General features: G+C 63.3%; 8 protein-coding genes. 4 read left to right on the top strand and 4 right to left on the bottom strand.

Translation table 11 applies throughout. The features are described from left to right. Positions 1–31: 31 nt before the first annotated feature. The 4 genes from lpdA to typA form a co-directional block, all read right to left on the bottom strand. Entirely contained in the window at positions 32–1,474 is a 1,443-nt protein-coding gene (gene lpdA, locus OKW27_RS35940; protein ID WP_429336245.1) for a dihydrolipoyl dehydrogenase, read from the bottom strand. A gap of 138 nt (positions 1,475–1,612) precedes the next feature. Beyond that, positions 1,613–2,887, bottom strand: coding sequence for a 2-oxoglutarate dehydrogenase complex dihydrolipoyllysine-residue succinyltransferase (gene odhB / locus OKW27_RS35935; RefSeq protein WP_184029896.1), 1,275 nt, complete (start codon positions 2,885–2,887; stop codon positions 1,613–1,615). A gap of 141 nt (positions 2,888–3,028) precedes the next feature. Beyond that, positions 3,029–5,890 carry a 2-oxoglutarate dehydrogenase E1 component gene (locus tag OKW27_RS35930; RefSeq protein WP_090804134.1) on the bottom strand — a complete coding sequence of 954 codons (2,862 nt, stop codon included), beginning with the start codon at positions 5,888–5,890 and terminating at the stop codon, positions 3,029–3,031. 405 nt (positions 5,891–6,295) lie between these two features. Further along, positions 6,296–8,125, bottom strand: a complete 1,830-nt coding sequence (typA, locus tag OKW27_RS35925) for a translational GTPase TypA (protein WP_090804133.1) — start codon at positions 8,123–8,125, stop codon at positions 6,296–6,298. Positions 8,126–8,451: 326 nt separating this feature from the next. On the opposite strand from typA, the gene OKW27_RS35920 reads away from it, so the two are divergent. The 4 genes from OKW27_RS35920 to OKW27_RS35905 all read left to right on the top strand — a co-directional run bounded on the left by OKW27_RS35920 (position 8,452) and on the right by OKW27_RS35905 (position 13,462). Further along, complete coding sequence (locus OKW27_RS35920; protein ID WP_090804131.1) at positions 8,452–8,967, top strand: MarR family winged helix-turn-helix transcriptional regulator; 516 nt, start codon at positions 8,452–8,454, stop codon at positions 8,965–8,967. A 52-nt stretch (positions 8,968–9,019) separates the two neighbouring features. Next, complete coding sequence (locus tag OKW27_RS35915; RefSeq protein ID WP_429336244.1) at positions 9,020–10,540, top strand: efflux transporter outer membrane subunit; 1,521 nt, start codon at positions 9,020–9,022, stop codon at positions 10,538–10,540. A gap of 83 nt (positions 10,541–10,623) precedes the next feature. After that, positions 10,624–11,865, top strand: coding sequence for an EmrA/EmrK family multidrug efflux transporter periplasmic adaptor subunit (locus OKW27_RS35910; protein ID WP_090804128.1), 1,242 nt, complete (start codon positions 10,624–10,626; stop codon positions 11,863–11,865). 34 nt (positions 11,866–11,899) lie between these two features. Continuing rightward, complete coding sequence (locus OKW27_RS35905) at positions 11,900–13,462, top strand: DHA2 family efflux MFS transporter permease subunit (protein ID WP_187610396.1); 1,563 nt, start codon at positions 11,900–11,902, stop codon at positions 13,460–13,462. Positions 13,463–13,470: the final 8 nt, after the last annotated feature.

The following is a 13,470-nucleotide window of genomic DNA, read 5'->3' as shown; positions in this document are numbered from 1 at the left end:
CCAAGGTTGCGTTTCGGTCAGGCGTGCGTGCTTACATGTTCAGCGCGCGCTTGTCGACGGCGAGTGCCGCTTCGCGCATGACTTCCGACAGCGACGGGTGCGGATGGCAAATACGGCCGATGTCTTCCGACGCCGCCTTGAACTCCATCGCCACCACGGCTTCCGCGATCAGGTCCGATGCGTTCGCCGAGATGATGTGCACGCCGAGCAGTTCGTCGGTCTTCGCGTCGGCGATCATCTTGACGAAACCGTCCGCCTTGTTGATGCCGAGCGCGCGGCCGTTAGCCATGAACGGGAACTGGCCGGTCTTGATCTCGCGGCCTTCCGCCTTCAGTTGCTGCTCCGTCTTGCCGACCCATGCGATTTCCGGTTCGGTGTAGATCACCCACGGAATGCAGTTGTAGTCGATGTGCGGCTTCTGACCGTCGATCACTTCGGCAACCAGCACGCCTTCGTCCTCAGCCTTGTGCGCGAGCATCGGGCCACGCACCACGTCACCGATCGCGTACACGTTCGGCACGGCCGTCGCGCAGTGGTCGTCCACGTCGATGAAGCCGCGCTCGTTGGCCTTCAGGCCGATCGCTTCGAGGCCGAGGTTGTCGGTGTTCGGCACGCGGCCGACCGACACGACCAGGCGGTCGGCTTCGAGCGTCTGCGCGTTGCCGTCCTTGTCCGTGTAGGCGATCGTCACGCCGTTTTCGCTCGTCTTCACTTCGCCGACCTTCACGCCGACGTGGATGTCGAGACCTTGCTTCTTGAACTGCTTGGCCGCTTCCTTCGACAGCGCCTGGTCAGCCACGCCGAGGAATTCCGGCAGCGCTTCGAGCACGGTCACGTCCGCGCCGAGGCGGCGCCACACCGAGCCGAGTTCCAGACCGATCACGCCTGCGCCGATCACGGCGAGCTTCTTCGGTGCCGTGTCGAACGAGAGTGCGCCTTCGTTGTCGGCGATCAGCTTGTTGTCGACCGGAATGCCCGGCAGATGACGCGCCTTCGAACCCGTTGCGATGATCACGTTCTTCGCCGTGACGACTTCGCTGCTTGCACCATCTTCGCCTTCGCCGCTCACTTCGATCTGCACGCCGGCGTCCGTCTTGCCGGTGAACTTGCCATGGCCCTTGAGCCACGTGATCTTGTTCTTGCGGAACAGGAATTCGATGCCCTTGGTCATCTTCTCGACGATGCCGTCCTTGCGGCCCATCATCTTCGAGATATCGACCGAGACGTTTTCCACCGAGATGCCGTGGTCGGCAAGGTGATGCGACGCGTTCTCGAACTCTTCCGACGAAGCGAGCAGCGCCTTCGACGGAATGCAGCCGACGTTCAGGCAGGTGCCGCCGAGCTTCAGCGTGCCGGCCGGGTTCTTCCACTTTTCGATACATGCGACGGTCTTGCCGAGCTGCGCTGCGCGGATGGCGGCGATATAACCGCCAGGGCCTGCGCCGATCACGACGACGTCAAATTCTTTGGACATGACAATCCCTTTGATGGCGGAACGGCGCCGGGCCACCCGAGGTGGCGCGCGCCGTTCCTGTACTGCGGAATGCTAAAGACGTGCTACGGATGACGCCGGCCCGCGCAAACCGCGGGCCGGCGTCGGTGGAACGTGCGCTTACAGGTCGAGCAGCAGGCGAGCCGGATCTTCCAGCGCATCCTTCATCGCGACCAGCGACAGCACTGCTTCGCGGCCGTCGATGATCCGGTGGTCGTACGACAGCGCGAGGTAGTTCATCGGGCGGATCACGATCTGGCCGTTTTCGACCACTGCGCGTTCCTTGGTGGCGTGCACGCCGAGGATCGCGGACTGCGGCGGGTTGATGATCGGGGTGGACAGCATCGAGCCGAACACGCCGCCGTTCGAGATCGAGAACGTACCGCCGGTCATTTCTTCGATGGACAGCTTGCCGTCCTTCGCCTTCTGGCCAAATTCGGCGATCTTCTTCTCGATGTCGGCGAGGCTCAGCTGATCTGCATTGCGCAGGATCGGCACCACCAGACCGCGCGGCGAACCGACAGCGATACCGATGTCGAAGTAGCCGTGGTAGACGATGTCGTTACCGTCGATCGACGCGTTCACGAGCGGGAACTTCTTCAGCGCGTGAACAGCTGCCTTCACGAAGAACGACATGAAGCCGAGCTTCACGCCGTGTTCCTTCTCGAACTTGTCCTTGTACTTGTTGCGCAGCTCCATGACCGGCGCCATGTTCACTTCGTTGAACGTCGTGAGGATGGCGTTGGTTTGCTGCGACTCGAGCAGACGCTCGGCGATACGAGCACGCAGACGCGACATCGGCACGCGCTGTTCCGGACGGTCCTTCAGCCATTGATCGGCCGATGCCGGGGCCTTGACGTCCGGCAGCGACGGCTTCGCAGCCTTCGGTGCGGCAGCCGGAGCCGGTGCAGCCTTGGCAGCCGGAGCAGCCTGGCCGGCGACGAGCACGTCGCCCTTCGTGATACGGCCGTCGCGGCCGGTGCCGGCGACGTCGCCCGCAGCTAGACCCTTCTCTGCCATCAGCTTGCCGGCAGCCGGCGAAGCAGCGGTGTTCGAGCCCGTTGCGACAGCGGCCTGAGCCGCCGGTGCGGGAGCCGCGGCAGCGACCGGAGCCGGCTTCACTTCGGCTTCGACAGCGGCGGCGCCTGCGGTGCCTTCCGTGTCGATCTTCGCGATCACCTGCTCAGCCGTGACCGTGTCGCCGTCGTTCGAAATGACTTGCGCGAGCACGCCTGCTGCCGGTGCCGGCACTTCGAGCACGACCTTGTCGGTCTCGATTTCGATGAGGATTTCGTCCTGAGCGACAGCCTCGCCGGGCTTCTTCTTCCACTGCAGCATGGTTGCCTCCGAGACCGACTCGGAAAGCTGGGGAACCTTGACTTCAACAATAGCCATTATGAGTATCCTGAATACGTATCGGGTGACGGCGCTTCTTCACGACCGCCTGCGAACCGTGAACGCCGCGCCTGAACCTCATGGGAAACGTTCGGCGCGGCGCGGGAAAGCGCACTGCGCTTTCCCGGCTCGTCTGTTTCTTTATTTAGCGATCGACGCGCTCTTGAGACGGCCGAAAGCGCCTTCGATCAGCGCCTTCTGCTGCTCGTAGTGCTTCGCGTAGTAGCCGACTGCAGGCGAAGCCGAAGCCGGACGGCCGCTGTACGCCAGCTTCTGCCCTTCCTTCATGCCTTCCTTGAGATGGTGCTCGATGTAGAACCACGGGCCCTGATTCTGCGGCTCGTCCTGCACCCACACCACTTCGGTTGCGTTGTCGTACTTCTTCATTTCCGCTTCGAACTGCTTGTGCGCGAACGGATAGAGCTGTTCGATACGGATGATCGCGACGTCGTTCACCTTCGCTTCGCGGCGATGCGCGACCAGGTCGTAGTACACGCGGCCCGAGCAGGCCAGCACGCGCTTGACCTTCTTCGCGTCGATGGTTTCGTCCACTTCGCCGATGACCGGCTGGAACGAACCCTTCGCGAGTTCCGACAGATCCGACACGGCTTCCTTGTGACGCAGCAACGACTTCGGCGTCGCGACGATCAGCGGCTTGCGGAACAGGCGGATCATCTGGCGACGCAGCAGGTGGAAGACCTGCGCCGGCGTGGTCGGCTGAACGACCTGCATGTTGTGGTCTGCGCACAGTTGCAGGAAACGCTCGATACGCGCCGACGAGTGCTCCGGACCCTGGCCTTCGTAGCCGTGCGGCAGCAGCATGGTCAGGCCCGACACGCGGCCCCACTTCACTTCGCCCGACGAGATGAACTGGTCGATCACGACTTGCGCGCCATTCACGAAGTCGCCGAACTGCGCTTCCCACGCGACGAACGTGTTCGGTTCAGCGGTCGAGTAACCGTATTCGAAGCCGAGCACCGCTTCTTCCGACAGCACCGAGTCGATCACCGTGAACTTCGCCTGACCTTCGGCGATGTTCTGCAGCGGCACGTAGGTGCCGTCGTTCCAGCGCTCGCGGTTCTGGTCGTGCAGCACTGCGTGACGGTGCGTGAACGTGCCGCGGCCCGAATCCTGACCGGTCAGGCGCACGGCATAACCGGATGCGACCAGCGATGCGAACGCGAGGTGCTCGCCCATGCCCCAGTCGAGCTTCGCTTCGCCGCGGCCCATGGCGCGACGGTCGTTGATCACGCGCTCGACGAGCGGGTGAACCTTGAAGTTTTCCGGAATCGTGGTAATGCGTTCGGCGAGGCGCTTCAGTTCCGCGAGCGGCACGGCCGTGTCGGCCGCGTCGGTCCACTTGCGGTTCAGGAACGGCACCCAGTCCACCGCGTACTTGCTCTTGTAGTTCGAGAGCACCGGGTCGACCGTGTGGTGGCCCTCGTCCATCGCCCTGCGATAAGCCTTGACGAATTCCTCGCCATCCTCGGCCTTGATGACGCCCTGCTGAACGAGCTTTTCCGCGTACAGCGCGCGCGTGCCGGGGTGCTTCGAAATCGTCTTGTACATCAGCGGCTGCGTGACCGCCGGGGTGTCCTGCTCGTTGTGGCCCAGCTTGCGGAAGCAGACGATGTCGACGACGACGTCCTTGTGGAACTGCATGCGGAAGTCGATCGCCATCTGGGTGGCCAGCACGACCGCTTCGGGATCGTCACCGTTCACGTGCAGCACCGGCGCTTCGATCATCTTGACGACGTCCGAGCAGTACAACGTGGAGCGCGAGTCGCGCGGGTCCGACGTCGTGAAGCCGATCTGGTTGTTGATGACGATGTGCAGCGTGCCGTGCGTGCCGTAACCGCGCGTTTGCGCGAGGTTCAGCGTTTCCATCACGACGCCCTGGCCGGCGAAAGCCGCGTCGCCGTGGATCTGCACCGGCAGCACCTGAACGCCGTTTTCGTCGCCGCGACGGTCCATACGCGCCTTCGCCGAGCCCTCGACCACCGGGTTGACGATTTCGAGGTGCGACGGGTTGAACGCGAGCGACAAGTGAACCGGGCCGCCTTCCGTCGCGACGTCCGACGAGAAGCCCTTGTGGTACTTCACGTCGCCAGCCGGCAGATCATCGACGTGCTTGCCTTCGAATTCGGCGAACAGGTCTGCCGGCATCTTGCCGAGCGTATTGACCAGCACGTTCAAACGGCCACGGTGTGCCATCGCGATGACGATTTCCTGAACGCCGCGCAGACCGCCGTGACGCACGACTTCGTCCATCGCCGCGATGAAGCTCTCGCCGCCTTCGAGCGAGAAGCGCTTCTGGCCGACGTACTTGGTGTGCAGGAAACGCTCGAGGCCTTCGGCGGCCGTCAGGCGATTCAGGATGTGCTTCTTCTTGTCGTTGTTGAAGCTCGGCGTCGAACGGATCGATTCGAGGCGTTCCTTCCACCAGCGCTTCTGCTCCGGATCGCTGATGTACATGTACTCGACGCCGATCGTGCCGCAGTACGTGTCGCGCAGGGCTTTGACGATCTCGCGCAGCGTCGCGCGCTCGAACCCGAAGTACAGATTCGTTGCGCTGAACTCCTGGTCCATGTCGGCTTCGGTGAAGTCGTAGAACGCGGGTTCAAGTTCGGGGATCGCGGGACGCTCGCGGCGCTTCAGAGGATCGAGATTGGCCCATTGCGAGCCGAGGAAGCGATATGCGCCGATGAGGGACTGGACGTAAACCTGTTTGCGGGCGGTTGCAAGATCTTCGCCGCCGGCCGTTGCGCGCGGCAGGAAGGCATTGGCCTTGGCGCGCTGGGCAAACGATTCGACGATCGGGCCATGGGCCACGTCGTTGGCGTTGCTGCCGTCCGATGCGGGCACGTTCTGCAACGCATCGAAATAGCTGCGCCAGGTCTCGGGCACTGACGCCGGATTATCGAGATACGCTTCGTACATTTCTTCAACGTACGGAGCATTGCCGCCGAACAGATAAGAGTTCGACTGGAATTGCTTCATCATTTTTACGCTCACCTTTCTTCGAGTTTCTCGAGAAATAGCGGGTTACCGAACCTTCCGCGACACGGCCTGACCGTTTAGCGGATTGCGCGAATCAAGTCTTGCTTGGAAGGACCTAAAACTTTGCACCCGGGAGCATAGCACAGAACGAATAGTCCAGATAGCGAACGGCACAGGCGCAAAGCCTGTGATGGCGGGCGTTTCGCGGGTGACGGGGTGCCTTTTCACAGCGCGCAACAGTGTTCTGTGAGAAATGAAGGCGAACGGCGCGATGGGTGTCTACATGTGTGCCGCCCCGGAAAGTGGCAGGCATGATGCAGCGCCAAACGTTTTGATGCGCCAAAAACAAGGAAGCCACCCGAAGGTGGCTTCCGCTTCCTGCTATCCAGACGGATATTCGAGTCCGGCTTATTCGCCGGCAACCTTGTTGCGGCTCGCGCTGCGGCGCTCGTGTTCCTTCAGGTAGCGCTTGCGCAGACGGATCGACTTTGGCGTGACTTCGACCAGCTCGTCGTCGTCGATGAACTCGACCGCGTATTCGAGCGACAGCTGAACCGGCGGCACGAGACGCACGGCTTCGTCGGTGCCAGACGCGCGCACGTTGGTAAGCTGCTTGCCCTTGATCGGGTTCACGACGAGATCGTTGTCGCGGCTGTGGATGCCGATGATCATGCCTTCATACAGCGCTTCTCCCGGCGCCACGAACATGCGGCCGCGGTCCTGCAGCTTCCACAGTGCGTACGCGACTGCCGCGCCGTCGTCCTGCGAGATCAGCACGCCGTTGCGACGTTCGCCGACCGCGCCTTCCTTGACCGGCTGGTAAGAATCGAACGTGTGGCTCATCAGACCCGTACCGCGCGTGAGCGTGAGGAATTCCGACTGGAAGCCGATCAGACCACGCGCCGAAATACGGTACTCGAGACGCGTGCGGCCACGGCCGTCCGATGCCATGTCGAGCATTTCGCCCTTGCGGCGGCCAAGTTCTTCCATCACGCCGCCCTGGTGGGGGTCTTCCATGTCGACGGTCAGATTTTCGTACGGCTCGTGCTTCTCGCCGTCGATTTCCTGCATCACGACGCGCGGACGCGACACGGCCAGCTCGTAGCCTTCGCGGCGCATGTTTTCGACCAGAATGGTCAGGTGCAGCTCACCGCGGCCGGCCACTTCGAACGTCGTTTCGTCGCCGGTATCACGCACGCGCAGCGCGACGTTGTGATTCAGTTCCTTCATCAGGCGGTCGCGAATCTGGCGGCTCGTGACGAACTTGCCTTCACGGCCCGCGAGCGGCGACGAGTTGACGAGGAAGTTCATCGTCAGCGTGGGTTCGTCGACGGTGATCATCGGCAGCGCTTCCGGCTGTTCCGGCGAGCAGATCGTCACGCCGATGCCCACTTCCTCGATACCGTTGATCAGCACGATGTCGCCCGCCTCGGCCGAGTCGACCTGCACGCGATCGAGACCCTTGAACGACAGCACCTGGTTGATCTTGCGATTGAGGATTTCGCCTTCCGGGCCCGATCGCACCGCGACGGCCATGCCCGGCTTGATGCGGCCGCGCGTGATACGGCCAATGCCGATACGACCAACGTACGACGAGTAGTCGAGCGACGTGATTTGCAGTTGCAGCGGACCTTCCGGGTCGGCCGGGCGCACCGGCACGTGCTGCAGGATTGCCTCGAACAAAGGACGCATGTCGCCGTCGCGTACATCAGGCGTGAGACCCGCGTAGCCGTTCAGGCCCGATGCGTAGACGATCGGAAAATCGAGCTGCTCTTCGCTGGCGCCGAGCTTGTCGAACAGGTCGAAGGTCTGATTGATCACCCAGTCGATCCGCGCGCCCGGACGGTCGACCTTGTTGACCACGACGATCGGCTTCAAACCCAGTGCGAGCGCCTTCTTCGTGACGAAGCGGGTTTGCGGCATCGGGCCTTCCACCGCGTCAACGAGCAGCAGCACCGAATCGACCATCGACAGCACGCGCTCCACTTCGCCGCCGAAGTCGGCGTGCCCCGGCGTGTCGACGATATTGATGTGCGTGCCCTCGTACTCCACCGCGCAGTTCTTCGACAGGATCGTGATGCCGCGCTCTTTTTCGATGTCGTTCGAGTCCATCACGCGCTCGGCGATCTGCTGGTTCTCGCGGAACGTGGCGGTCTGACGGAGGAGCTGGTCGACGAGCGTGGTCTTGCCGTGGTCGACGTGAGCAATGATGGCGATGTTGCGTAGGGCGCGGGTCATAGGAAACCTGAAGACGGTTGAGTGCGCCGCTTGCTTATGCTGCTGGTTGAGGAGCCAAACCACGACAACAAGCCCAAAGCGCACTTTTGGGAACCCAAAATTATAGCACGCACGGATGATCCTTTTCTGGTATTCCCCGATAGACCGTCCGCTCTCCGCCCTTGCGCGAGTTGCGCGAATCGCGCCTTGCCCCGCCCTACGTCATTCCGTACGGTTTGTTGCTTGAGCGCGAAATCATCCTTGCCCAAGCTGTATTAACGCTTGTCGCGTCAATCAACAGCCAGCTATACTAATGCCTAGTCAACCATTGCATTCGCACGAGAATCATGACGGAGCCGTCCAACGAATCCACGCCGGATCTCAGCGAGTACCAGCTCGGCGAAAGCGTCGGCTATCTCATCTCACGGGTGAGATCGACGCTATCAAACCTCATCACACAGCGCAGCATGGCCGAACTCGGCATCACCAGCCAGCAAGGCAGCATCCTGTTCATGGTGGCGAGCGGCAAATGCCTGCTCGCGGCTGAGTTGGCGCGTGAATACGGAATCGACGCAAGCGCCGTCACGCGCCTGATCGACCGGCTCGAAAAGCGCGGCCTGCTCACGCGGGTGCGCAGTAATGAAGACCGGCGCGTCGTGCGCCTCGCGTTGACGCCGGAAGGCCATGCGATCGCGGCTCGCATGCCGGCTATTTTCAATGGCGTGCTCGATAACCTGCTGAACGGGTTCACCCCGGAAGAAGTGGGCTTCCTGAAGAGCATGCTGCGTCGCGTGCTCGTCAATTCCGGCGAACACACGGGACTTTCCCGCGACGCCGCAAGCCATCCCGATAGCAAATCGTAATAGCTTGCTTGCTGCGTCCATCAATACATTCCACTCAAAGAAGAGTCGAGCGATGAAATCCCTTTCCCTGTCCGCGCCCGCGCTGTCGAGCCGGGCCGCTGTCGCCGCAGCGGTGACGGCGCTCGTCCTCACGGGGTGCGCGAACTACTTCGGCGTCAAAAGCGACAAGCAGATCGCGTCGCCGACGCAGTACGAGTCGACGCAGAGTCTGCCCAACGAGGGCGGCCAGTGGCCATCGCTCGACTGGGCCAACCAGTTCGGCGACCCGCAACTGCCGAAGCTGATCGCGGAAGCGCTCGAGGGCAGCCCGTCGATCGCCCAGGCGCAAGCGCGGCTCGCAAAGGCTTCCTCGTATATCGAAAGCTCGCGCGCAGCGCTGTTCCCGAAGGTCAGCGCGAGCTATTCCTGGACCCGCGAGCTGTATTCGGCAAACTCCCTTTACCCGCCTCCGTTCGGCGGCACCTGGTATAGCGAGAACAACGTGCTCGCGAGCGCGTCGTGGGATCTCGACCTGTGGGGCAAGAACCGTCAGCGGCTAGGCCAGGCCGTGTCGCAGCAGAAAGCCGCCGAGGCCGATATGCAGCAGGCGCGCGTGACGCTCGCCGCGTCGGTCGCGAGCACCTACAACCAGCTCTCGCAGCTGTATGCGTTTCGCGACATCGCCGCGCGTGAAATCGCGAACCGCCAGGACGTCGGCCGTATCACGAATGACCGCGTGACGGCCGGCCTCGACACCAACGTCGAGAAGCAGACCGCCGCCGGCAACGTCGCGACGAGCCAGTCGAACCTGACCGACCTCGACGGCCAGATCACCGTCGTGCGCTACCAGTTGGGCGCGCTGCTCGGCAAAGGCCCGGACCGTGGCCTGCGGATCGACAAGCCGGTGCTCACCGGCGGCGACGTGGTCGCTCTGCCGGACAACATCCCGGCCGACCTCGTGGCGCGTCGCGCGGACATCGTCGCCGCGCGCTGGCAGGTCGAAGCCGCGATGCATGACGTGAAGGAAGCGAAAGCCGAGTTCTACCCGGACGTGAATCTCGCGGCCGGCTTCGGCTTCGACGCGTTCGGCTGGGGCCGTTTCCTGACCGCGTCGAGCCGTCAGATCCAGTTCGGCCCGGCGATCCATCTGCCGATCTTCGACGCCGGCGCGTTGCGCGCGCAGTTGAAGGGCCGCTACGCCGACTTCGAGGGCGACGTCGCGAACTACAACCAGACGCTGATCAACGCGCTGCAGGACGTCTCGACGCAGGTGTCGTCGATCCGCTCGATCGACCGCCAGGAGGGTGACGCCCAGCGCGCGCTCGACGCGTCGAGCAAGGCGTACCAGCTCGCCGTAATCCGCTACAAGGCCGGCCTGTCGCCGCAGCTGCAGGTGCTCACCGCCGACGAAAACCGCCTTGCCGCCGAGCAGACGGTCACGGGTCTGCAGATGCGCCGCCGCAGTCTGCAGATCGGTCTGATCAAGGCACTGGGCGGCGGCTTCGACGCAACCCAGACCGGTCTCGTCGTGCCGACCGATGCTCCCGCATCGGCCAACGCCGCGAACCACGCCACGAGCACCGCCGCGAACTGAGCGAGCCCGCCCGCGCCGACGCACACGCATACACACGAACACCCGAATAAACGACGACGTTCAAAAGAACCCGGAGCACATCAATGAGCACCCCCCAGCAGCCCGCCACTCCACCGCAAGCGGCGAACAACGGCAAACGCAAGCGCATGATGACGCTGCTCGTCATCGTGATCCTGATTGCCGCGGTCGCGTACGGCCTGTACTACTTCCTCGTCGCGCGCTTCCATGAAGACACCGACGATGCCTACGTGAGCGGCAACGTCGTGCAGATCACCCCGCAGGTCACGGGCACCGTGATCGCGGTCAACGCGGACGACACCCAGGTCGTCAAGGCCGGCGACCCGCTCGTCGTGCTCGACCCGGCCGACGCGCGCGTCGCACTCGAACAGGCCGAGGCCAATCTTGCGCAGGTGGTGCGCCAGGTGCGCGGTCTGTTCGCCGACGACAGCCAGTACGAAGCGCGGGTCGCGGCGAGCCAGGCCGATCTGTCGCGCGCCCAGGACGACCTGAAGCGCCGTATGACGGTCGCGCAAACCGGCGCGGTATCGCTGGAAGAAATTTCGCACGCACGCGACTCCGTGAAGAGCGCGCAAGCCGCGCTCGACGCCGCCAAACAGCAACTCGCGGCAAACCGCGCGCTGACCGCGAACACCACGATCGCCGATCACCCGAACGTGCAGGCCGCCGCCGCGAAGCTGCGCGACGCATACCTGAACCACGCTCGCAATACTCTACCGGCGCCGGTCACAGGCTATGTCGCAAAACGCTCCGTGCAGGTCGGCCAGCGCGTATCGCCCGGCTCGCCGCTGATGGCGATCGTGCCGCTGCATGACGTGTGGGTCGAGGCGAACTTCAAGGAAGTGCAACTGAAGCACATGCGCATCGGCCAGCCGGTCGAACTGACGGCCGACGTCTACGGCTCGTCGGTGCCGTATCACGGCAAGGTGGTCGGCTTCTCGGCCGGCACGGGTTCGGCGTTCTCGCTGCTGCCCGCGCAGAACGCGACCGGCAACTGGATCAAGGTCGTGCAGCGTCTGCCGGTGCGTATTTCGCTCGATCCGCAGGAGCTGGAGAAGCATCCGCTGCGTATCGGTCTGTCGATGCAAGCTGACGTGAACATCAAGGACGACACCGGCGGCCAGCTCGGTCAGGCGCCGTCCACGGTTTACCAGACCAACGTCTTCGACAAGTACGGCGCTGAAGCCGATGCGGAAATCGCGCGCATCATCTCGGAAAACGCCGGCACGAACGCGAACGGCGGCGCGCAGAAGTCGACCGCGGCGAGCGCCGCGGCCGCCGCGAAACCGGCGGCCCATAAGAGCTGAGGGTCCGCCCGATGATTCACGGAAGGCTCTTTTAATGGCTCAGGCTCAGGCGCAGGTCCCTCACCCGCCGCTCGAGGGCGCGCAACTGGTGATCGGCACCATCGCGGTGTCGCTCGCCGTGTTCATGAACGTGCTCGACACGTCGATCGCGAACGTGTCGATCCCGTCGATTGCCGGCGACCTCGGCGTATCGTCCGACCAGGGCACGTGGGTGATTACGTCGTTCGCGGTGGCCAACGCGATCTCGGTGCCGCTGACCGGCTGGCTCACCGACCGCATCGGCCAGGTGCGGCTGTTCATGGCGTCGATCGTGCTGTTCGTGCTGTCGTCATGGATGTGCGGGCTGTCGCCGAACCTGCCGTTCCTGCTTGCGTCGCGCGTGCTCCAAGGCGCGGTGGCCGGCCCGATGATCCCGCTGTCGCAGACGCTGCTGCTCGCGAGCTATCCGCGCGCGAAGGCGCCGATGGCGCTATCGATGTGGGCGATGACCACGCTGATCGCACCGGTTGCCGGTCCGATCCTCGGCGGCTGGATTTCCGACAACATCTCGTGGCCGTGGATCTTCTACGTCAACATTCCCGTCGGCGCGGTCGCGGCCGCCGCGACGTGGATGATCTTCCGTAACCGCGATTCGGTCATCAGGAAGGCGCCAATCGACGGCGTCGGCCTCGGTCTTCTGATCGTCTGGGTCGGCTCGCTTCAGGTGATGCTCGACAAGGGCAAGGACCTCGACTGGTTCTCGTCGACGACGGTCGTCGTGCTCGCGCTCGTCGCGGTGATCGCGCTCGCGTTTTTTATCGTGTGGGAGTTGACGGCCGAGCATCCGGTGGTTGATCTGTCGCTGTTCAGCCGGCGCAATTTCACCGGCGGCACGATCGCGCTGTCGATCGGCTATGGGCTTTACTTCGGCAATCTCGTGCTGTTGCCGCTGTGGCTCCAGACCGATATCGGTTACACGGCGACCGAAGCCGGACTCGTGATGGCACCCGTCGGTGTGTTCGCGATCCTGTTGTCGCCGCTGACCGGCAAGGTGCTGCCGCGTACCGATCCGCGCTATATCGCGACGCTGTCGTTCCTGATTTTCGCGCTGTGTTTCTGGATGCGCTCGCGTTATACGACGGGCGTCGATACGTACTCGCTGATGCTGCCCACGCTGATTCAAGGTATCGGTATGGCCGGCTTCTTTATTCCGCTCGTGTCGATCACGCTGTCGGGCTTGCCGGGCCATCGGATTCCGGCGGCCTCGGGGCTGTCGAACTTCGTGCGGATCATGTGCGGCGGTATCGGCACGTCGATCTTCCAGACCGCCTGGGATCACCGCACGATCATGCATCACGCGCAACTGACCGAACAGGCGAATGCTTACAACCCGGCGTTCGGTCAATCGATTCATCAGATGGGCGCGGCGGGTCTGGATCAGCAGCAGACCTATGGTCTCTTCAACACCATGGTCACGCAGCAGGCCGCGCAGCTCGGCGTAAACGATCTGTTCTTCATTTCGGCCGGTATTTTTGTCGCGCTGATCGCGCTGATCTGGATCACACGGCCGGAACGGGCAGGCGGCGATGCGGGAGCGGCGGCGGCCACGGCGCATTGAGGGGGTGT

This window comes from Paraburkholderia sp. 35.1 (genome assembly GCF_050436525.1).
GTDB classification, from domain to species: domain Bacteria; phylum Pseudomonadota; class Gammaproteobacteria; order Burkholderiales; family Burkholderiaceae; genus Paraburkholderia; species Paraburkholderia tuberum.
Note: the sequence above shows the minus strand (reverse complement) of the source record. Positions and strands in the feature narration are given on the sequence as shown.